The 20,765-nt window shown below is 71.9% G+C and carries 21 protein-coding genes; 6 read left to right on the top strand and 15 right to left on the bottom strand.

Annotated features, from left to right (window positions below; genetic code table 11):
- Positions 1-8 precede the first annotated feature (8 nt).
- Genes EDF42_RS17655 through EDF42_RS17645 form a run of 3 tightly spaced genes read right to left on the bottom strand, consistent with a single transcriptional unit; the run spans position 9 to position 2,606 of the window.
- Positions 9-1,235 carry a S9 family peptidase gene (locus EDF42_RS17655; RefSeq protein WP_123673715.1) on the bottom strand — a complete coding sequence of 409 codons (1,227 nt, stop codon included), beginning with the start codon at positions 1,233-1,235 and terminating at the stop codon, positions 9-11.
- A 4-nt stretch (positions 1,236-1,239) separates the two neighbouring features.
- On the bottom strand, positions 1,240-2,145 hold the full coding sequence (locus tag EDF42_RS17650) for a hypothetical protein (RefSeq protein ID WP_123338523.1): 906 nt from the start codon (positions 2,143-2,145) through the stop codon (positions 1,240-1,242).
- Positions 2,145-2,606: a hypothetical protein gene (locus EDF42_RS17645; protein WP_123673713.1), complete on the bottom strand. Its 462-nt coding sequence runs from the start codon at positions 2,604-2,606 to the stop codon at positions 2,145-2,147. The genes EDF42_RS17650 and EDF42_RS17645 overlap by 1 nt, the downstream gene beginning before the upstream one ends.
- A gap of 85 nt (positions 2,607-2,691) precedes the next feature.
- Here EDF42_RS17645 and EDF42_RS17640 point away from each other — a divergent pair, with 85 nt between their 5' ends.
- Both EDF42_RS17640 and EDF42_RS17635 read left to right on the top strand, forming a co-directional pair.
- Complete coding sequence (locus EDF42_RS17640) at positions 2,692-3,036, top strand: helix-turn-helix transcriptional regulator (RefSeq protein ID WP_123673711.1); 345 nt, start codon at positions 2,692-2,694, stop codon at positions 3,034-3,036.
- Positions 3,036-4,019 (top strand): SRPBCC family protein, encoded by a 984-nt coding sequence (locus EDF42_RS17635; RefSeq protein WP_123673709.1) that lies wholly within the window; start codon positions 3,036-3,038, stop codon positions 4,017-4,019. Before EDF42_RS17640 ends, EDF42_RS17635 begins: the two co-directional genes overlap by 1 nt.
- Before the next feature lie 132 nt (positions 4,020-4,151).
- Here the strand turns inward: EDF42_RS17635 and EDF42_RS17630 are convergent, their stop codons facing one another.
- From EDF42_RS17630 to mvk, 5 genes are read right to left on the bottom strand one after another with little or no spacing between them, the layout of a single operon-like run.
- Entirely contained in the window at positions 4,152-5,312 is a 1,161-nt protein-coding gene (locus EDF42_RS17630) for a hydroxymethylglutaryl-CoA synthase (protein ID WP_123338493.1), read from the bottom strand.
- Complete coding sequence (locus EDF42_RS17625; RefSeq protein WP_123338492.1) at positions 5,309-6,373, bottom strand: hydroxymethylglutaryl-CoA reductase; 1,065 nt, start codon at positions 6,371-6,373, stop codon at positions 5,309-5,311. Before EDF42_RS17625 ends, EDF42_RS17630 begins: the two co-directional genes overlap by 4 nt.
- On the bottom strand, positions 6,366-7,448 hold the full coding sequence (locus EDF42_RS17620; protein WP_111084745.1) for a phosphomevalonate kinase: 1,083 nt from the start codon (positions 7,446-7,448) through the stop codon (positions 6,366-6,368). The genes EDF42_RS17625 and EDF42_RS17620 overlap by 8 nt, the downstream gene beginning before the upstream one ends.
- A complete protein-coding gene (gene mvaD, locus EDF42_RS17615; protein ID WP_260235558.1) occupies positions 7,445-8,470 on the bottom strand; it encodes a diphosphomevalonate decarboxylase in 1,026 nt (341 codons plus the stop codon). Before mvaD ends, EDF42_RS17620 begins: the two co-directional genes overlap by 4 nt.
- Positions 8,470-9,465 carry a mevalonate kinase gene (gene mvk, locus EDF42_RS17610; RefSeq protein WP_123338490.1) on the bottom strand — a complete coding sequence of 332 codons (996 nt, stop codon included), beginning with the start codon at positions 9,463-9,465 and terminating at the stop codon, positions 8,470-8,472. Before mvk ends, mvaD begins: the two co-directional genes overlap by 1 nt.
- Positions 9,466-9,546: 81 nt before the next feature.
- Here mvk and EDF42_RS17605 point away from each other — a divergent pair, with 81 nt between their 5' ends.
- The 3 genes from EDF42_RS17605 to EDF42_RS17595 are packed head-to-tail and all read left to right on the top strand — an operon-like array spanning position 9,547 to position 11,465.
- Positions 9,547-10,020 carry a MarR family winged helix-turn-helix transcriptional regulator gene (locus tag EDF42_RS17605; RefSeq protein ID WP_185041041.1) on the top strand — a complete coding sequence of 158 codons (474 nt, stop codon included), beginning with the start codon at positions 9,547-9,549 and terminating at the stop codon, positions 10,018-10,020.
- Positions 10,021-10,041: 21 nt separating this feature from the next.
- The gene (locus tag EDF42_RS17600) at positions 10,042-10,464 is read left to right on the top strand and encodes an organic hydroperoxide resistance protein (RefSeq protein WP_123338489.1); all 423 of its coding nucleotides are present in this window, start codon (positions 10,042-10,044) and stop codon (positions 10,462-10,464) included.
- A gap of 26 nt (positions 10,465-10,490) precedes the next feature.
- The gene (locus EDF42_RS17595) at positions 10,491-11,465 is read left to right on the top strand and encodes a zinc-binding dehydrogenase (RefSeq protein WP_185002892.1); all 975 of its coding nucleotides are present in this window, start codon (positions 10,491-10,493) and stop codon (positions 11,463-11,465) included.
- A 153-nt stretch (positions 11,466-11,618) separates the two neighbouring features.
- Here EDF42_RS17595 and EDF42_RS17590 read toward each other — a convergent pair whose 3' ends face one another.
- The 4 genes from EDF42_RS17590 to EDF42_RS17575 form a co-directional block, all read right to left on the bottom strand.
- Positions 11,619-13,076, bottom strand: a complete 1,458-nt coding sequence (locus EDF42_RS17590; protein ID WP_123338487.1) for a sugar porter family MFS transporter — start codon at positions 13,074-13,076, stop codon at positions 11,619-11,621.
- Positions 13,077-13,234: 158 nt separating this feature from the next.
- Complete coding sequence (locus tag EDF42_RS17585; RefSeq protein WP_123338486.1) at positions 13,235-13,768, bottom strand: hypothetical protein; 534 nt, start codon at positions 13,766-13,768, stop codon at positions 13,235-13,237.
- A 40-nt stretch (positions 13,769-13,808) separates the two neighbouring features.
- Positions 13,809-14,612, bottom strand: a complete 804-nt coding sequence (locus tag EDF42_RS17580; protein ID WP_123338485.1) for a zeta toxin family protein — start codon at positions 14,610-14,612, stop codon at positions 13,809-13,811.
- Positions 14,609-15,094: a hypothetical protein gene (locus EDF42_RS17575; protein WP_123673706.1), complete on the bottom strand. Its 486-nt coding sequence runs from the start codon at positions 15,092-15,094 to the stop codon at positions 14,609-14,611. The genes EDF42_RS17580 and EDF42_RS17575 overlap by 4 nt, the downstream gene beginning before the upstream one ends.
- Positions 15,095-15,359: 265 nt before the next feature.
- Here EDF42_RS17575 and EDF42_RS17570 point away from each other — a divergent pair, with 265 nt between their 5' ends.
- Positions 15,360-16,205, top strand: a complete 846-nt coding sequence (locus EDF42_RS17570; protein WP_260235557.1) for a LysM domain-containing protein — start codon at positions 15,360-15,362, stop codon at positions 16,203-16,205.
- A 188-nt stretch (positions 16,206-16,393) separates the two neighbouring features.
- Here EDF42_RS17570 and pgi read toward each other — a convergent pair whose 3' ends face one another.
- The 3 genes from pgi to EDF42_RS17555 all read right to left on the bottom strand — a co-directional run bounded on the left by pgi (position 16,394) and on the right by EDF42_RS17555 (position 20,735).
- Entirely contained in the window at positions 16,394-18,115 is a 1,722-nt protein-coding gene (gene pgi, locus EDF42_RS17565; RefSeq protein ID WP_123673704.1) for a glucose-6-phosphate isomerase, read from the bottom strand.
- Positions 18,116-18,282: 167 nt separating this feature from the next.
- Positions 18,283-20,484: a heavy metal translocating P-type ATPase gene (locus EDF42_RS17560; protein ID WP_395865883.1), complete on the bottom strand. Its 2,202-nt coding sequence runs from the start codon at positions 20,482-20,484 to the stop codon at positions 18,283-18,285.
- A 32-nt stretch (positions 20,485-20,516) separates the two neighbouring features.
- Entirely contained in the window at positions 20,517-20,735 is a 219-nt protein-coding gene (locus EDF42_RS17555) for a heavy-metal-associated domain-containing protein (protein ID WP_333925306.1), read from the bottom strand.
- Positions 20,736-20,765: the final 30 nt, after the last annotated feature.

Here is a 20,765-nt window from a genome sequence, read left to right as displayed (position 1 = left end):
GGCCCCTTCTACTCCATGGCGCCGGTGTGGTCGAGCGATCTCGCCCAGTTCGTGATCGTGGAGTCGAACCAGACGGCGTCGACGTTCCGCTCCCAGGCGTGCTCGGCGGGCTCGCTCACCGCCAACGTCACGGTGTCGGGGTGCGCGTCGGCGAACTCCCGACTGACGGCGAAGGGCACCGTGGTGTCCCCCGACGAGTGGATGAGCAGGGTCGGCGGCAGGCTCCGCGGCGCGTGCAACCAGGAGAGTGCGCGGACGTCCACGGGTGATCGGAGCCCGACGAGGCGGCACACGAGCGGCAGCGCCATCGCCCGGAGCGCGGCACCGACGACGAACCCGGGGAGCCCGGCACGACCGGCCTGGGAGCGCACCGTCGTCGCCCAGTCGAGCGCCGGCGACACGAGGACCAGTCCGACGAACCGGTCGCGGTGCGCCGACCGGGCGAGCAGTTCGTGGGTGATCGTCGCGCCCATCGACCAGCCCACGATGACGAGCCGTTCGGCCCCGTTCGCGACGGCGTGGTCGAGTGCGGCCTCGACGTCGGGCCACTCGCGGGCGCCGAGGTGCGAGGCGCGGCCCTGCCAGGGAGCCTCGCCGTCGCCGCGGAACGACGGGACGATCGAGGTCCAGCCGGCCTCGAGTGCCGCCGGCACGGTCCGGAGCGCCGTCACGCGGGTGGTGCGGATGCCGTGCACGTGGACGGCCCAGGTCGCGCCGGGCGCGCCGGCGCCGGGCGCGTCGGCGCCGGGCGCGCCGGCGCCGGGCGCGTCGGCGCCGGGCGCGTCGGCGGTGGCCTGCGCGAGCTCGGCTTCGGGGCCACCGGGCCGGATGACCCACGCCGGCGCAGGGCCCACGGGCGTCGGCAGGTCGACCTCCGCCCAGTCGACGTCCATCGCGGCGGGGTCCGGGTGCACGTGCCCGCTCCAACGCACCCGTGTCGACACGTCGCCCGTCGTCCGGACCACCGCACGCCGCACGGTGCCGGCGGCCTCGTCGACGTCGAGCACCGGTCCGACCGTGGTGTGCCCGGTGCCGTCGTGCCACAGGCCGTACTCCCCCGGGCGCACGGTGTCGTCGGTGATCGGGAGCCGGATCGAGTCGTCGGTCGTCTCGAGCACGGGGGTCCACCGGTCGCCGCCGGGCAGCACGATCTTGCCGACGACCTTCCGCACCACGAGCAGGAACGCCGCCGCCAGCACGACGAGCACACCGAGCACCCACCAGACGATCGTCATCGCATCAGCCTCCGAGACTGCGGGTCAGGGTCAGTTCCGCCGAGCGCACCTGGGCGAGTTCGGCGTCGTCGAGGGTGCGGCCCTGCACCTCGGCGTCGCGGATCGCGATGACGAGGTCGTAGGTCCGTGCCTGCACGTCGCCGTCCCGTTCGACGGCGCGCAGTTCGTGGCGCCGGGCGATGCGGCGGAGCAGTCGGTGGTGCCGACGACACGTCACGTCCCGCCACCACCGGCGGAACGTCAGGGATGCCATCGCGACGACGATGAGGACGATGCCCAGGTAGAACGGCGGGTCGAAGCCCAGACGGAGTCCGTCCCGCAGCGCAGCGGGGAACCACCCGAAGTGGTCGGCGGTGAGGGAGAGCAGCTCGTCGATGCTCGCGATGACCACGAGCGAGAGCCCCACCCGGAAGACCACGAGCGCGACCGGGTTGCGCAGCACGCCGTACCGGAGCGTCGCGGCGGCGATCACGCCGACACCGACCATGTAGACCGACCCGTAGAGCCACATCGCCGGCTGGTGGATCTCCCGCACGATGAAGTGGAAGTCGGTGCCGCCCCGGTCGCGCACCGCGAAGAACGGGACGGCGAAGGCCACGACCACCACGAGGAGCGCGAGCGGGCTCGCCAACCCCGGCCGCTTCGGCAGATCGGACGTGCTCGCCCGGAGCATCAGCCAGAAGGCCGCCGTGGCGCACACGTTCTGCACCAGGTTGATGAGGTTCGTGCCCCCGAGGGCGCCGTCGAGCACGGTCTGCGGCACGACGCTGCCGAGCGTCAGCAGCCCGAGCGCACCGACGCCGGTCGCGCCCCAGGCGGCGCGGCCACGTGGGTTCCGCAGCACGTAGGGCGTGCGGGCGAGGAAGATCAGCGCCGCGCACCAGAAGGCGGCGGCGTGCAGGACGGCCATCAGCCGTAGGCCCGCTCGTCCGCGCTCGCGCTGCCGGCGAGCAGCACGGTCGCCAGCTCGTACGCGAACCGCTCGGCGAAGTGCTCGTCGTCGTCCGAGATGCTCACCAGTCCGGTGTCGCCGTCGAGGGCGCGGCGGCACACGTGCCCGCCCGAGGCGAACTCGACGATCGAGGTGGTGGTCGGGGCCCCGGCGTCGCCGTGCACGAGGTGTCCGAGCTCGTGCAGGACGCAGTGCATCCGGTACAGCTCGGGAGCGCCGGCCGGCACCAGGACGAGGTTCTCGTGCTCGAACTGCGACACCAGCGCGGTGAGCGGTCCCCAGCTCGGGCCGTCGACGTCGACCACGCGGGTCGGCTTGCCGACGAACCGCCCGACCCCGGCGACGACGTCGGGGAGCCTCGGCGACGGAGGAAGGGTCGCGACGAGGGCACTGACGGTGTCCGACGCGCTCGAGCCCACTGCATCGCCCCTTTCGATCTCCGCGGACAGACTACCTGCACGTCCCCCTTGCGCACGAGGGTGGACAGTCGTAACGTACAACCAAATGGTTGTACGAACTGCACTGTCCGACGCCGAGGTCGACCGGGTGTTCCACGCACTGGCCGACGCGACCCGTCGTGACATCGTCCGACGCACGCTCGTCGGGTCCGCGTCCGTCAGTGACCTGGCGGACGCGTACTCGATGTCGTTCGCCGCCGTCCAGAAGCACGTCGCCGTCCTCGAAGGAGCCGGACTCGTGAGCAAGGAAGCACGCGGCCGCACCCGCATCGTGCGCGCCGAGCCGGGGCAGCTCGCCCGGGTCCGCGACCTGCTCGACGCCTACGGCGACCTCTGGCGGGGTCGGCTCGACCGCCTCGACACCCTGCTCGACACCGACAAGGAGCAATGATGCCCACCACGTCCGTCCACACCGATCCCGAGGCCCTCGCGCTGACGCTCGTCGCCGAGTTCCCCGTCCCGGTCGAGCGCCTCTGGGGCGCCTTCGCCGATCCCCGTCAGCTCGAACGCTTCTGGGGTCCGCCCGGCTTCCCCGCCACCTTCACCTCGTTCGACCTGCGGCCCGGCGGCCGCGCCGACTACCGGATGACGTCACCTCAGGGCGAGCGGTTCCACGCCGTCTGGCAGGTCACCGACGTCGACGAGCCACACCGCATCGTGTTCCGCGACCTCTTCACCGACGCCGACGGCGAGGTCGACGACGCGTTGCCTGCCAGCGAGACCGTCTTGTCGTTCGAGACCGTCGGAACCGGGTCGCGAGTGACCGTCCGGTCGTCGTTCGGGTCCACCGCCGACCTCGAGACCATGGTGGACATGGGCATGGTCGAGGGCTACGAGCAGGCCTTCGGACAGCTCGACGCCGTCCTCGCCGACCTGCGCGAGTACGCGCTGGGCAACGGCACCGTCGCCGAGCTCGTCGACGACACCCACGTCCGCATCACGCGGGCCTTCGCAGCACCACGCCACCTGCTGTGGCGGGCGCACACCGAGCCCGAGCTCGTCCGGCAGTGGTTGCTCGGACCGGACGGGTGGGAGATGACGGTGTACGAGAACGACCTGACCCCGGGTGGCACGTTCCGGCAGGCGTGGGCGCCGACGGGTGACACCGAGGGCGAGCCGTTCGGCTTCGAGGGCGAGAACCTCGTCGTGGAACCGGAGCGGCGGATGGTGTCGACCGAGCGGATGACCGGTGCGCCGTTCCCGCCGAACACGAACGACCTGCAGTTCGACGAGGCCGACGGCGTCACCCTGCTGACGCTGCGCATCACCTACCCCGACCAGACGCAGCGCGACGTGATCCTGGCCACCGGCATGACCGACGGCATGGAGACCAGCTACCAGCGTCTGGAACGCGAGGTCCTGTCCGCCACGTGACCAACGGACGGACGGGAGGCCCGTGGCGGAACCGCCACGGGCCTCCCGTCCGTCGCGCGGAAGCGACAGATCCCTGCGAACGTTCCGCACAGATCTGTCGCTTTCGCGGAGGGTCAGGCGTGCGCGGAGGGGTCAGGCCTGCGCTGTCGCCTCGTAGTGGCGCGCGCCGCCGCGCACCCCGGCGAAGCGGTACGGCCCAGCCGTGACGCGCGGTCGCTCGACGTCGTCGCTCGTCGCGGCGCCGGTCGCGTGCAGCTCGCGGTACGCGTCCACGGTCAGCGGCACGCGGGCCGAGAGCAGCTGCCGGACGCGGCCGACGCGACGGTGCTCACGGTAGGACGGCTGCACGATGCCGGTGAGGAGCTCGCCGACGCTGCCCGAGCCGTAGCTGAAGAGGGCGATGCGCTCACCTGCCAGGTCCTCGTCGAGGTCGAGGAGCGCGGCGAGCCCGATCCAGAGCGACGCCGTGTAGGTGTTGCCGGTCTGCTTGTTGTACGTGAAGCCGACGAACAGCTCCGACTCGTCGAACGGCACGCCCACGTGCTGCGTCAGCTTCCGGTGGGCCTTGAGCGCCATCTTCGTGAACGGCTGGTGGTGGACGAAGCGCACGATGTCCTCGTACGCCGGTCCGCCCTGGTCCGCCAGGTCGTCCCAGGCGCCGACGAACGCATCGACGTAGGCGCTGACGGACAGACGGCCGTCGACCAGTGCGGTGGAGCGGTCGTTCGGACGCCAGAAGTCGTCGACGTCGGCGGTGAACACGCCCGCGGCCGGTTCGATCTCGATCAGGTCGGGGTCGGCGGACATCAGGATCGCGGCCGCACCGGCACCCTGCGTGGGCTCGGCGGCGGTGTCGACGTCGTAGCGGGCGACGTCGGCGGCGATGACGAGTACGCGCTCGTGCGGTGCCCGGGCGATGATGCCGAGCGCGAGCTGCACGGCGGCCATCCCGCCGTAGCAGGCCTGCTTCAGCTCGACGACGCGGACGTTCTTCGGCAGGCCGAGCAGTCCGTGCACGAAGACGCCGGCAGCCTTGGACTGGTCGACGCCGGACTCGGTGGCGAACAGCACGGTGCGGATGCCCTCGACACCGTGGCGGTCGATGACCTCCTTGGCCGCGGCGGCCCCCATCGTGACGATGTCCTCGTCCGGGGCGGGCACGCTGAAGGCGTCCTGGCCGATGCCGACGTGGTACTTCGCCGGGTCGACGCCGAGGCGCTCGGCCAGGTCGTCGAGCTCGAGCACGTGGTGCCCGGTCGCGATGGCGATGTCGTGGATGCCGATGCGCGTCATGCTGCGCCTCCGGCCTGCTTCGTGCCGCGTCGCTCCATGGCGACGTGGGCGGCCATCAGCTCACCCGGGTTCGTCTGGGCGGCGAGGAGCGAGAGCTCCCCGCACAGCACCGTGGCGGCGCACAGGGCAGCGAGACGACGGGCGTTCGCACCGGGCTCGCGGTCCTCGCGGCAGCCGAGGCGCACCAGGGCGTCCTCGACGACGGGCAGGTCCCCGCCCTTGCCGTTGCCGACCGTGCCGACGATCAGGTGCGGCAGCGAGGTGGCGAAGTACAGGTCGCCGTCGCGGTTCTCGGCACTCGTGATGCCCTGCGAGCCCTCGACGATGTTCGCGGCGTCCTGCCCGGTGGCCAGGTAGAAGCCGAGCAGCATGTTCGCGTAGTGCGCGTTCGCGGAGCGGAGCGCCCCGGCGATGGTCGAGCCGATGAGGTTCTTCGCGATGTTCAGTTCGACGATGCGCTCGGTGCTCGACCGCAGGCGCTTCTCGACGATCTCGCCGGGGATCACGATCTCGGCGATGGTGTTGCGGCCACGACCACGGATGCCGTTCACCGCGCTGGCCTTCTTGTCGGTGCAGAAGTTGCCCGACACGGACACGTAGCGCAGGCCCGGCTGCCACGCCAGGATCGCGGGCAGGAGCTTGTCCGCCGCCTGCGTGACCATGTTGTGGCCAGAGGCGTCACCGGTCGTGAAGGCGAACCGCAGGAACAGCAGGTCACCGACGATCTCGGGGTGCACCTCGATGAGCTTCGCGAACCGGCTCTGCCCGGCGACCAGCGCCTCGAGCTCGTCCTGTCGCGCGAGGATCTGCCCCGCGGCGACGTGCGCCGCCGCGGCACTGGCTGCTCGGACGACGACCGAGCGGGTCATGCGCTCGTCGACGACGGTCGCGACGATGCCGTCGTCGACCATGCGCGAGATCCGGGCGCCGCGGCCGACGGACGGCCAGAGCGGCGACTCGTACGTGGCGAGCGGGACCTCGTGCTCGCCCTGGGCCGCGTTGCCGCTGATGCGGATCGGTCCGACCCACTTGGTCGGGATCGGCGTGAGCAGGTCACTCATCGAGGGCTCCTTCTGGTGCTCGCACCGCGACGCTGAGGTGTCTGATGTCGTGCGCCTCCCAGGCGCGGTGGATGCCGGCGGGGTCGATGTCCGCGGGGACGAGTGCGATGCCGCAGTCGCCGCCGCCGGCGCCGGACGGCTTCGCCGCTCCGCCGGCCGCCTCGACGACGTCGCACAGGGTCGCGAGGCGTTCGGTCTCGATCTTCGACCCGACCGAGTCGCCGAGGCGCTGCATCAGCACCCGGGCACGTCGGAGCGCGTCGAGCGTCTGCTCTGCGTCGCCGGTCTGGAGGCCCGTGGTCAGGTCGTCGACACAGCTGCGGCTCTCGTCGAGGAACGCCTGGTACCCGCCGTTGCGGTGCCGACGCACCACCCCGACGAGCTTCGTGGTCGAGGCCGGCGAGCCGGTCCAGCCGACCAGGAGCTGCAGGTTCTCGGGGGCCGGCAGCCGCTGGACGTCGAAGCCCGCCCACGCGTCGGCGTCGGTGAGGATGTCGGACACGCGGCGTTCGTCGACGAACGAGGCGAGGTGGTCGCGGTCCGGGGCGCTGTAGCGCAGCCACCCACCGAAGGTGCTCGCGGCGAGGTCCCCGCCGGATGCCCGCGGGTTCACCCGGATGGTGGCGAGCAGGGCGACCTGGAAGCGCTGCCGCTGCGTCAGGCCGATCCCGTAGAAGCGGTCGAGGGCACCGACGGTCGCGACGGTCACCGCCGCCGAGGATCCGAGCCCGAACTTCCGGCCGCTGGCGTCGTCGAGCTGGCTCTCGATCCGCAGGTCGTGGAAGCGCGGGGCGATCCCCCGCTCGGCGCGGAGCTTCTCGACGAGGTCGATCGTCGCCATCACGTAGTCGTAGGGGTGGTGCTCGCGGTCCAGGGCGAGGCCGTCCTCGTCGCGCGTCCACGTCAGCGGCAGGTGGCCGTACTCCTCCGAGTGCACGCTGCCCGCACCGTGCGCCTCGGACACGCGTGCCGTGATGGCGCGGTCGAGGGCGATGAGGACGGACGGCTGGCCGGGCTCGACGACGGCGTACTCGCCGGCGACGAACAGCTTGCCGTGGGCGCGGAACTCGATCACTGCACGGACTCCTTCTGGTCGGGGCTGTCGCTCGCTGCGGCGACCCCGATCTCTTCGGAGCGGAGCACCCGAGCGGCAGGTCCGGTGCCGGACTCGACGACGTCGCCGAAGGACGCCAGCGCGGTGGCCACGGCGGAGCGGTCCTCGGGCCGGCAGAGCACGACCACGTTCGGGCCGGCGTCGGCGGTGGCGTAGGCCTCGAGCCCGGCGGCGCGGAGTTCGCCCACGGCGTCGAACACGGCGACGCTGCGCGCGTTGAGGTAGCGGATGGGCGGGAAGGCGCCCTCGATCGTGGCGTGCATGCGCAGCGCGTTGCTCTCGGTGATCTCGCCGATGCGCGTGAAGTCGCCGGCTGCGCAGGCGTCGAGCATGTCGCCGACGGTCTCGGTGGTCGACGTGACCCACGCCGGGTAGAACGGCGACGTGGCGATGGTGCGCCGCATCGCCTCGCGCGAACCGATCGGCTTCGGTCCGGCGTCGATCGTCACGACCACCATGGCCATCGGCGGTGCCGGGATCGGCTCGGCGAAGGACCCCTGGTCGTCGCCGGCGTGCCACACGGCGACGCCGCCGGGGATCGACCGCGTCGCGGACCCCGAACCGCGTCGGGCCAGGCGGGAGAGGTCGCGCGGGGACAGGTCGAGGCCGTACGCCGCCGAGGCCGCGGTGGCGAGCGCCGCGAACCCCGACGCGCTCGAGGCGAGTCCGGCGCCGGTCGGCACGGTGTTCTCGGACACGACGGACGCGCGGGCGTCGCTGCCGGCGAGCTCCCGCACGAGGTCGAGGAACTGCTGCACGCGCACCAGGGCGCCGTCCTCGACGACGTGACCGTTCAGCGTGAACCGGTCACGCGCCTCCTGGCCGTCACCGGAGCCGCCGTCCACCGTGACGGTGGTCGTCGTGGGGAACACGTCGAGGCCCATGGAGACGCTGCCCGTGGCGGGCAGCGCGAGCTGCGCGTCCGCCTTGCCCCAGTACTTGACGAGGGCGATGTTGGGGTGCGCGACGGCGGTGGCGGTCATCAAGCGCGGGCTCCGATCGTGGTGGTCCAGGTGGCTGCGGCCCCTGCGCCGCGGAGTGCGGCCGCGATGCGGTCCGCGTGGTCGTCGTCCGCGGCGAGTGCGAGCACGCACCCGCCCCGCCCGCCGCCGGTCAGCTTCGCGCCGAGGGCGTCCGCAGCACGTGCGGCGTCGACGAGCCGGTCCAGGTCGGCACTCGACACGTCGAGTGCGCTGAGCAGGTCGTGCGCGGCGTCCATCGTGGCACCGAGCCCCTGTGCGTCGCCAGCCTCGAGTGTCCCCCGTGCCCGCCGTGCGAGCGCGCCGATCCGGTCGATGACCGCGTCGACGGCGACCGGGTCCTGGTCGTGCCGTTCCCGCACGGCCGCGACCGCCTGCCGGGTGTGGCCGGGGACACCGGTGTCGGCGACGACGAAGGTGAAGCGGGCCCCGAGGGCGACGGGCTCGATGCGGCCGCCCTCGAACCAGACCGGCACCGCGGCGACGACACCGCGGGCGTCGAGTCCTGACGGGCGGCCGTGGGCGACCCGCTCGCACTCCTGGATGAGGTCGTGGTGGGTCTCGGCGTCGAGGGTCTCGCCGAGGGCGTCCGCGACGGCTGCCGTCACGGCGGCGGCGACCGCTGCGCTCGACCCCATGCCCCGGGCGGTCGGGACCTCGCTGTCGACCCGGACGTGGAAGTGCCGGTCGGTGACGCCGAAGTGTCGCAGGGTCGCGGTGACGGCGGTGACGGTCGGCATCACGGCTGCAGGTGCGAGGTCGAGCGGCCCCGTGTGCACCGTGGACTCGAGGGTGTGCCCGACGACCGTGCCGGTGGCCTCGTCGACGCCGGCGGTGACGGGGCTCACGGTCGCGACGACCCGGGCGTCGAGCACCGGCAGGACGAGTGCGGGTGCGCCGTAGACCACGGCGTGCTCACCGATCAGGATCGTCTTGCCGTGGGACGACGCGGTCCCGGAGCCGGGGGTCGTGGTGGAGTCGAGGTCGCTGCTGGTCATCGTGGGTCACGTCAGCCTAACCGTCCGGGCCAGAGTACGTGTTGGGTTGTGCACAACCGAGTTGCGTGCGATCCTGGTGGCATGCCCGTGATCGACGAGATGGTGTGCTTCTCCCTCTACGCAGCGAGCCGCGCGACCACGCAGGCGTACCGCTCGCTGCTCGAACCCTGGGGACTGACCTACCCGCAGTACCTCGTGCTCGTGACCCTGTGGATCGAGGGCGACCAGACCGTCTCGAGCCTCGGTGACCACCTGCAGCTCGACTCCGGCACCCTGTCGCCTCTGCTCCGCCGCATGGAGCAGTCCGAGCTGGTCCGCCGCGAGCGCCGCAGCGCCGACGAGCGCGTCGTGACGATCATGCTCGGCGACCGCGGCCGCACCATCCGTGCCGACCTCGCGCACATCCCGGCGACGATCGCCGCCGGCATGGGGCTCCCCGACGAGCAGGCCGCCACGGAGCTCATCGCGACCCTGCACCGGCTGACCGAGACGATGCACGCCGCGGCCACGAACGACACCGCCGCGACGCCCGACCGCGCCGCCGCGGACCACTGACCCCACGAAGGAAGGAACACCATGGAAGCCCTCTACACCGCCGAGGCCCTCGCCACGGGTGACGGCCGCAACGGCCACGTCGCCACGAGCGACGGCACGGTCGAGTTCGACCTCGCCATCCCCAAGGAGATGGGCGGCTCCGGCAACGGCGCGAACCCCGAGCAGCTCTTCGCCGCCGGGTACGCCGCCTGCTTCCACTCCGCGCTGCAGGGCGTCGCCCGCAGCCAGAAGGTCAAGATCGCCGACTCGTCCGTCGGCGGCCGCGTCCAGATCGGCCCGAACGGCGAGGGCGGCTTCCAGCTCGCCGTCCTGCTCGAGGTCGTCCTGCCCGGCCTGGAGCACGACCAGGCCCAGGCCCTCGCCGACGCCGCGCACCAGGTCTGCCCGTACTCGAACGCGACCCGCGGCAACATCGACGTCACCATCACCGTCTCGGAGGACTGAGCATGACCGACACCACCCCCACCACCATGCGCGCCGTCGTCCACGAGACCTTCGCCGAGCCCGCCGAGGTCCTCGGCGTCCAGGAGCGCCCGGTGCCCACGCCCGGCGCCGGCGAGGTCCTCGTCCGCACGGTCCTCTCCCCCATCCACAACCACGACCTGTGGACCGTCCGCGGCACCTACGGCTTCAAGCCCGAGCTGCCCGCAGCCTCCGGCACCGAGGCGCTCGGCGTCGTCGAGTCCCTGGGCGAGGGCGTCACGAACCTGACGGTCGGCCAGCGCGTCGCCGGCGGCGCCTTCGGCGTCTGGGCCGAGTACTACACCGCGAACGCCGCCGGGCTCGTCCCGGTGCCGGACGCCATGACCGACGAGGCCGCGGCACAGCTCGTCTCGATGCCGTTCAGCGCCATCAGCCTGCTGCACTCGCTCGACCTGCACGAGGGCGACTGGCTGATCCAGAACGCCGCGAACGGTGCCGTCGGGCGCATGGTCGCCCAGCTCGGCGCGGCCCGCGGCATCAACGTCATCGGCCTGGTGCGTCGCGCCGCCGGTGTCGAGGAGCTGCGCGAGCAGGGCATCGAGCGCATCGTCGCCACCGACGCGGACGACTGGAAGGACCAGGTCGCCGCGATCACCGGAGGCGCTCCGATCGTCGCCGGTGTCGAGTCCGTGGGCGGCAAGGCCGCCGGCGACATCGCCAGCGTGCTGGGCGAGAACGCGACCCTCGTCGTCTTCGGCGCGATGGCCTCGCCCACGCTCGAGATCCCGTCGGGCAAGGTCATCTTCGGCCAGCTCACCGTGAAGGGCTTCTGGGGCAGCGTCGTCAGCAAGACGATGCCGGCCGAGACGAAGGGCCAGCTCTTCGGCGAGCTCATCACGCGCGTGCTCGACGGTTCGCTGACGCTCCCCGTCGCCGAGACCTTCGCCTTCGAGGACGTCCGCGACGCCGTGCGTGCCTCGGACACCGCCGGCCGCGTCGGCAAGGTGCTCCTGCGCCCGTAGACGCGACAGCGTGACGGACGGGCGCGCCCCGCTCAGCGGCAACGCGAAGCGTTGCGCGGGGCGCGCCGACCGAGCCTGCGAGGGAGGACGGTGCCAGCTGGCACCGTCCTCCCTCGCCGTCTGCACGCGCGATCACCGCGCCACGCGCGTGACCTAGCCGCGCGACGCCTTCTGCGGGACCGTGAAGATGTTGCCGGTGGTGACGCCCTCTTCCACCTCTTCGAGGGTGCGGCCGCGGCTCTCCGGCACGAACTTCCAGATGAAGAGCAGTGCGAGCAGACCGACGACGCCGAAGCCGAAGAACGTCCCGGTGATGCCGGTGGCGGCGACGATGGTCGGGAAGTAGAGCCCGAGGAACGCGTTGGCGATCCAGAGGCAGAACACCGAGATGCCCATGCCGAGCGCGCGGATCTGGGTCGGGAAGATCTCCGACAGCACCACCCACACGGCGATGTTGAGGAAGGTCTGCATCGAGCCGACGAACGCGACGACGAGGAACAGGATCACCCACGGACGAGCCGGGTTGCCCTCGGGGAGTGCGACCGAGGCGATGCCGATCAGGAAGTGGCAGACCGTCGTGAGCGAGAACCCGATGATCAGGGTCGTCCGGCGGTTGATCTTCTCCATGTTGTACAGCGCGATGACGCCACCGACCACGGCGATCACGCCGGGGGCGATGTTCGCGATGAGGGCTGCCGACGCCTGGAACCCGGACTCGATGAGGACGGTCTGGCCGTAGTACATGATCGAGTTGATGCCGGTGAGCTGCTGGGCGACGCCGAGCCCGGCACCGATGAGCACGATGCGGATGAGCCACTTGTTGCCGCGCAGCGTCTGCCACCCGCTGACGCGATCGGCCTTCGCCTCGAGGTCGTTGCTCCGCTTGATGTCGTCGAGCTCGGCGGTCGCACGCTCCGTGGTGCGGACCTGCTGCAGGACGGACAGCGCTTCGTCGTACCGCCCCTTCGACGCGAGCCAGCGCGGCGACTCCGGCACCCGGAGCATGCCGACGAAGAGTGCGATGGCAGGAAGCGCACAGACGGCCAGCATGACGCGCCAGACGCCGTTGCCCTCACCCCACAGGTTGCCGATGATGGCGTTGACCACGAACGCGGCGAGCTGCCCGATCACGATCATGAGCTCGTTGCGGCCGGACAGCGAACCCCGGATCTCGTACGGCGCGAGTTCGGCGAGGAACACCGGGACGACGGTCGATGCACCACCCACCGCGAGGCCGAGGAGGACACGGCCGACGACGATGACGCCGAACGTCGGTGCGAAGACGCAGATCAAGGTGCCGAGGAAGAACGTCACGGCGAGGGCGATGATCGTCTTGCGACGCCCCCACCCGTCGGCGATGCGGCCGCCGAGCATGGCACCGATCGCGGCGCCGAACAACAGGGAGCTGGTGACGACGCCCTCGGTGAAGTTCGTGAGGCCGAGCTCGGCCTTCATCGGGTTCAGGGCACCGTTGATGACACCGGTGTCGTACCCGAAGAGCAGCCCGCCGAACGTGGCGACCAGGGCCAGGACGCCGAGGCGGCGTCGGTGTGGTCCGGTCCCGATCGGGGGCAGTGCGACAGTCGGGGCTGTCGGCTTGATGTCGACCATTCGGTGACTCCTTCGTCGGTGATCGCGCTTCAGTGCGTGCACCGATGGTAACCCGAATCCATGTCCTGTCAATTGGACATTCTGTCGTCAGGACGATTGGATCGGTCCACATAACGCCTGATCAGAGCAGGAGCGCTCCAACGCACTCCGGGTGAGCGTCAGGACTCGTCGGGCTCCGGGCTGTCCCCCAGCACGTCGCCGAGCGAGGCCATGTCCGCGCCGTGGTCGGTGTAGCGCCGGACGGTCCGTCGAGCAGCTGCGCTCGCGGCACCGGACAGCGCCGGGTTGCGTCGCGCGGCGTCGGCCACCCGGCCCGCGTGCCCCGCCGTCGAGAGCAGCACGTTCGCCAGTGCTCGGGCGTCACCGCGCTCGGGCACCCCGGTGACCGTCCACGCCGTGCGCACCTGGGCGTCCGGCGTCACACCCCGTCGCGTGCCCATGCGGTGCCAGTCGGACAGCACGCCCTCGGTCCGGGAGGCCGCCCGGTCGGCCTCGCCCGCTCGACGGCGCGCGGCGTCACGCGCGTCGGATTCGCTCGCGCCCTCGACCGTGTCGTACCGGTCGGTGAGGCCGTCGGCCCGGCGCCGGACACTCTCTGCCCGTTCACGAGCAGCGCCGTCGTCACCGCCTTCTTCTGCGATGCGGGCGGCGTGCGCGGCGGCAGCCGCGGCGAGGATCTCCGAACGCTCCATGGCCTCGACGGTAGCCGTTCCGACCGACACCGGCGACCGCTCAGACGATCGACACGTCCCAGCCGAGGTCGGCTGCCCGGTCACCGAGGACCCGGGCGTTCGCGCCGCACACCGACTCGGTCGATCCGGTCGGGTAGTAGCGACGGATGGCTGCTTCCGGGACGAACCGACCACCGAGCGGATCCGTGGCGGCATCACGCACGCTCCACCACCGATCGGTCGCCTGCGCGATCGCCGTCTCGAGCGGGACCTCGACGGTGACGATGCGCAGCTTCTCGTAGCCGGCGTCGTCGAGCTCGGCGAGGAGGTCGTCGAGGTAGTCCACGCTCGACAGGGTGCCGTGCACGACGACGTTCTCGCCGTTGCGGAGGGCGCGGCGGCGCAGCGTGTCGGCCACGGTGGTCGACTCGGCGTGCACGAACCCGGCGATCTCACGCAGCTGCACCGGCCGGTCGTCGGCCAGGCGGCGAGCCGTCCACCGGTCCACCAGACCGTCCGCCTGTGCGCGCAGGAGCAGCGGGTCCTTGAACTCGTCGGCGTCGATCGACCGGTACCCGCACAGCTCCGGCATCCGCTCCAGGGCGGTCGACTTCCCCGACCCCGGCGGCCCGGCCGTCACGACCACCGCGAGCGAACCGTCGGTGACCGGCGACGGGGTGAGCGCGCGGTGCTCCTCGAGCACGGACTCGTGGAACCGCAGGCGGCTCGCCTCGTACAGGAAGCCATCCGGTGCGTAGATCGTCCTGGTGCTCGCGCCTGCCGTGTCCGACCAGGGGTTGTCGAGCGAGTCGGCCCGGAGCGCACGGCCCAGCTCGACGGCCACCCGGTCGCGGAGTTCCGTCACCGGGTGCGCTTGCGGGTCTGCCGCTCGGCGATCGCCCGGCGGACGGTCTCGTACTCGACCTCGGACAGGAGGCCGTCCTGGAACGCCGCCGCGAGTTCCTTCGTGGTGCCGGTGGCCGAGGCGGCACCGTCGAACGCCGCACCACGCTTCGGGGTGCGGTGCGTCAACGCCATCGACGACAGCTCGCGCAGCATCGTCTCCGAGTCGATCTGGCCGCCTTCGCGCCGGGAGATGACCTCACGCGGAGACGGCCGCTTCGTGGTCAGGGTCCGGCGGGAGAGCCGCCGCGAGACCTCGGGCTGGGAGATCCCGGCGAGCTTCGCGATCTCGCGCTGCGGGACGCCGAGGTCGGCGAGCTTGAAGATCCCGCGCCGCAGTTCCATCTCGGCGTGGTGTTGCTGCTCACGACTGTGCAGGACGTGCTCGACCGCCGCACGGACGGTCGCGGGCGCACTGTCGGTCCGACCGGCCAACGCGCGCACGACGGCTTCTGTGTCGGGTCGACGGGGGTCTGACCCACCGCGTCGCCCGGGGACCACCCTGACGCCCATGACCACCTGCTCTCGTTGATACCGATGGTATCACTCGTCGTGGACGCCGGAGGATCCGCGGGAAGTCTGCAGACACAGGACGGAGGCGCTGCGCTCGCCCCGGGGACATCGCGCGGTTAGCATCGAGCTGAGGGGGAATCATGAACCGGACGCTCGCGATCGGGGTCGTCGTCGCGGCCACAGTGGCACTGTCGGGGTGCTCGCTGCTGCGCGGGTCGGACCGAGCCCTCCCCCCCCGTCCACCCCTGCGACGACGCCGACCCCGTCGGCCACCCCGACACCGACGCCCGACGCCGACCCGGAGGGCGACCTCCTCGAGTCGTCGGCCCACCCCCGCACGCCGACCCCGGAACCGACCGAGTCGGCGGCTCCGGCTCCGACGCTGACGCCGATCCCCGCCGGGACCGTCCTCGCCCAGGGTGACGTCGCGTCCCCGAAGGGCAGCGTGCACTTCCGGTTCCGCGTGGTCGCGGTCGGCGACGACACGTTCACCGCGCAGTACTCCGGCTTCACCTCGACCCTGCCGGTGCCGGTCGGGGTCGGCCTGTTCGACCTGCCGCGCGCGGTCGGCGACGGCCTGACCTACCCCGGCGTCGGCGACCGGACGCTCGGTGGGTCGACCAGCACGGCGACCGCGGCGGACGTCCCGCTGAGCGGATCCGGCGTCGACCCGTCGCACCTCACCACGCTCGTGACCTACTCCGCGGCGGCTCCGGGGCAGGAGGTCCCGGTCGAGATCGGGGCCGGCAAGGTGCTCGCGGTGACGACCGTGCGGTGGTCCGTCCCGGCGCGGCAGACGAACGTGCACCCGGAGGACGCCGGCGCCCGGGCGAACGCGACGGGTCCGGTCACCGCGACGACGACGGGCGGGGCGCCGCGGTCGTACACGGTCGCGCCGGACGACCTCATCGACGACGTCGCCGCCCGCTTCGGCATCAGCGTGCGGGCGCTCGTCTGGCTCAACGAGGGCGTGCAGGTGTTCGGGACGGACCAGCACCTGTACGAAGGAACGACGCTCAACCTCGACCCGCTCGCTCGCTGACCGCGAGTCTCGGAGCGCAGGGCCCGAGACTCGCGCTCAGCGACAGTTCTCGGCGCGCGCGTCCCGAGAACTGTCGCTCACCCCGAGTCTCGGGCCGCGTCCGCCCCGCGGCCAGCGCGACCGGCAGACGGACGGGAGGCCCGTGGCGGATCCGCCACGGGCCTCCCGTCCGTCAGGTGGGCACCTCGCTACTTGCGCAGCTCCAGGTACTTCGCGATGAGCGCCTTGGTCGAGGCGTCCTGCGCGTCGAGCGCGGCCTGGTCGCCCTCGACGGCGGGCGTGACCTGCAGCGCCAGCTGCTTGCCGAGCTCCACGCCCCACTGGTCGAACGAGTCGATGCCCCAGATCGTGCCCTCGGTGAACACGATGTGCTCGTAGAGCGCGATGAGCTGGCCGAGCACGCTCGGGGTGAGCTCCGGCGCCAGGATCGACGTCGTCGGCTTGTTGCCCGGGAACGTGCGCGCCGCGACGATGCCCTCGTCGGTGGTGCCCTCGGCACGGACCTCGTCGGCGCTCTTGCCGAACGCGAGCGCCTTGGTCTGCGCGAAGAAGTTCGCCAGGAACAGCGTGTGCACGTCGGTGCCGGGTGCGACGCCCTTGCCGTCACCGGTCTCGTCCTTGAGCGGACGGGCCGGGTTCGCGACCGTGATGAAGTCGGCCGGGATCAGGCGGGTGCCCTGGTGGATGAGCTGGTAGAACGCGTGCTGGCCGTTCGTGCCGGGCTCGCCCCAGAAGACCTCGCCGGTCTCGGTGGTGACGGGCGAGCCGTCCCAGCGGACCCGCTTGCCGTTCGACTCCATGGTGAGCTGCTGCAGGTACGCGGCGAAGCGGTGCAGGTACTGCGTGTACGGCAGGACCGCGTGGCTCTGCGCACCGAGGAAGTTCGTGTACCAGACGTTGAGCAGGCCCATCAGGACCGGGACGTTCTGCTCGAGCGGCGTGGTGCGGACGTGCTCGTCGATGGCGTGGAAGCCGGCGAGGAACTGCTCCCAGTTCTCCTGGCCGATCGCGACGATGACGCTCGTGCCGATCGCGGAGTCGACGGAGTAGCGGCCGCCCACCCAGTCCCAGAACCCGAAGGCGTTCTCGGGGTCGATGCCGAAGGCCTCGACCTTGTCGAGCGCGGTGGAGACGGCGACGAAGTGCTTCGCGACGGCGTTCGTCTTCTCGTCGTCACCGGCGTCGGTCAGGCCGAGCCGCTCCCACAGCCACTGGCGTGCGAGGCGCGCGTTCGTCAGGGTCTCGAGGGTGCCGAAGGTCTTCGACGCGACGATGAACAGCGTCGTCTCGGGGTCGAGGTCCACGGTCTTCTCGTAGATGTCCGCGGGGTCGATGTTCGACACGAAGCGCGCTTCGAGGCCGGGCTGGACGTACGGCTTGAGTGCTTCGTAGACCATGACGGGGCCGAGGTCGGACCCACCGATGCCGATGTTGACGACGGTCTCGATGCGCTTGCCGGTGACACCGGTCCACGAGCCGTCACGCACCTGCGACGCGAACGCGTAGACCTTGTCGAGCGTGGCGTGCACGTCGGCGTCGACGTCCTGGCCGTCGACGGTCAGCGGCGCCGCCGGGACGAGCCCCTCGGTCGCCTTCGGACGGCGGAGCGCGGTGTGCAGGACGGCACGGTCCTCGGTGACGTTGATGTGCTCGCCGGACAGCATCGCCTGGAAGCGCTCGGCGACGCCGGTGTCCTTCGCGACCTGCAGCAGGGCGGCGAGGATGTCCTCGGTGACGAGGCCCTTCGACAGGTCCACGGTCAGGTCGGCTGCCTGGAACGTGTACTGCTCGGCACGGCCGGGGTCGCTGTCGAACCACCCGCGCAGGTCAGGGGTGAAGTCGGCAGCGATGCTGTCGAGCTTCTTCCAGCCTTCGGTCGATGTGGGGTCGACGGGAGCGGATTCGGTCACTTCGGTCCTCCTGGGATCACGTTCGAGACGTACAGCCCGCAGGTCACCGCACCAGTGCGTCGCGGACCGTCTTCGAGCGTAGTGCCGTCGGCACCGTCGCGCGCACCGCCGGACGGGAGGCACGGGGCGCGTTCGCTGCGCGCGTCACGTCCGGCGGGTGGTCGACCTCAGGGCCGGGGTGCGAAACGCCGCAGCCGCAGGCTGTTCGTCACGACGAACACCGACGAGAACGCCATGGCGGCGCCGGCGAGTACCGGGTTGAGCAGCCCCGCCATCGCGAGCGGGATCGCCGCCACGTTGTACGCGAACGCCCAGAACAGGTTGCCCTTGATGATGCCGAGCGTGGCGCGCGACAGTCGGACGGCATCGGCGACGACGGTGAGCCGACCGCTCACGACCGTGATGTCACTGGCCGCGATCGCGGCGTCGGTGCCGGCCCCCATCGCGATGCCGAGGTCGGCCGCGGCGAGCGCCGCAGCGTCGTTGACGCCGTCACCGACCATGGCCACGCTCCGCCCCTGGGCCTGCATGCCCCGGACGGCGTCGAGCTTGCCGGCCGGGGTCGCGCGGGCGTGCACCTCGTCGATGCCGACCCGTGCGGCGACGGCCCGTGCGGCGCCGTCGTTGTCGCCGGTGAGCAGGACGGGGTGCAGACCGAGGGCCACGAAGCGCGCGACCGCGTCGGCTGCCTCGGGCTTCACGGTGTCGCCGACGACCACGACGCCCAGCACGCGGCCGTTCCGCGCGACGACGACCGCGGTGCCCCCGTCGGCCTCGGCGGCGGTGATCGCGGCCGAGGCGTCGTCGGGCACGACGACCGCCCAGGACGCGGCGAGCCAGCCGGTCCCGCCGACGAGCACGACGTCGCCGTCCACGACGGCCTGCACGCCGGCGCCGGGGGTGGAGTCGAACTGCTCGGCGGCCGGGACGTCGAGCTGCCGGGCTGTCGCGGCCCGCACGACCGCTCGTGCCACGGGGTGTTCCGATCCGTGCTCGACGGCGGCGGCCAGTCGGAGCACGGCGTCCGCGTCGAGGGTCGCGTCCATCGAGGTCACGGCGCGCAGGGTCATCTCGCCGGTGGTGACGGTGCCGGTCTTGTCGAGCACGATGGTGTCGACGCCACGGGTCCGTTCGAGCACCTGCGGGCCACCGATCAGGATGCCGAGCTGGGACCCGCGGCCGGTGCCGACGAGCAGTGCGGTCGGCGTCGCGAGTCCGAGGGCGCACGGGCAGGCGATGATGAGCGTGGCGACGGCCGCGGTGAACGCCGCCGTGACCGAGCCGCCGAGCACGAGCCAGCCGACGAACGCCAGCACGGCGAGCCCGATGACGATCGGCACGAAGACGCCGGAGACCCGGTCGGCCAGGCGTTGGACGTCGGCCTTGCCGGTCTGCGCGTCCTCGACGAGCCGTCCCATCCGGGCGAGCTCGGTGTCGGCGCCGACGCGGGTGACGGCGACCACGAGCCGGCCGCCGACGTTGATCGTCGCGCCGGTCACCCGGTCGCCCGGTCCGACCTCGACCGGGACGGATTCGCCGGTGACCATGCTGCGGTCCACGGCCGAGGACCCGTCCTGCACGAGGCCGTCGCTGGGGATCCGCTCCCCTGGCCGCACGACGACGACGTCCCCGACGACGAGCGCCGACGCGGCGACCCGCTGCTCGACGCCGTCGCGCAGCACCGTGGCCTCCTTCGCGCCGAGTTCGAGCAGGGCGCGGAGTGCCGCCCCGGACTGCTTCTTGGCGCGGGCCTCCATGTACCGGCCGGCCAGGATGAACACCGTCACGGCCGCGGCGACCTCGAGGTACAGGTCGGTCGCCTCGGGATCGGTCGCGATCCACGAGAACGTCATGTGCATGCCGGTGGTGCCGGCGTCGCCGAAGAAGAGGGCGTAGAGGGACCAGCCGAAGGCGGCCAGCACACCCACACTGACCAGGGTGTCCATGGTCGCGGCACCGTGTCGGGCGTTCACCCACGCGGCGCGGTGGAACGGGAGCGCACCCCACACCGCGACGGGCGCGGCGAGCGTCAGCGCGAGCCACTGCCAGTTCGGGAACTGCAGGACCGGCACCATCGAGAGCAGGACGACCGGCACGGCCAGGACCGTCGACACGACGAGTCGTCGGCGCAGCGCAGCGGCCGGGTCGTCGGCGTCGTCGTCCGGCTCCGTCGTGTCGGCCGGCGGCGCAGGGACGGTCGCACCGTAACCCGCGGACTCGACGGCGGCGATGAGGGCAGCGGGGTCGGCGGGGCCGTCCGCGGCGACCTGCACCTGTGCCTTCTCGGTGGCGTAGTTGACGGTGGCGGTGACCCCGGGGAGCTTGCCGAGCTTCCGTTCGATGCGGTTCGCGCACGAGGCGCAGGTCATGCCCGTGATGTCGAGCTCGACGATGCCGTCCGTCACGACGGCACGACCTCGTACCCCGCCTCGGCGACCGCACCGCGGAGGGCACCGGCGTCGACGGGTGCGTCCGAGGTGACGGTCACCGACGAGGCACCGCCGGGGACGAGCGCGACGGCGACGTCGGACACCCCCTCGAGTTCGGTGAGTTCCTCGGTCACGCTCAGCACGCAGTGCTCGCAGGTCATGCCCTCGACGAGCAGCAGTTCGGTGGTCACGGTGTCTCCTCCTGTGGTTCGGGTGCGGGC

The organism is Curtobacterium sp. PhB172, assembly GCF_003752545.1.
Taxonomy (GTDB): Bacteria; Actinomycetota; Actinomycetes; order Actinomycetales; family Microbacteriaceae; genus Curtobacterium.
The sequence above is the reverse complement of the archived record's forward strand: the minus strand, read 5'-3'. Positions and strand labels throughout refer to the sequence as shown.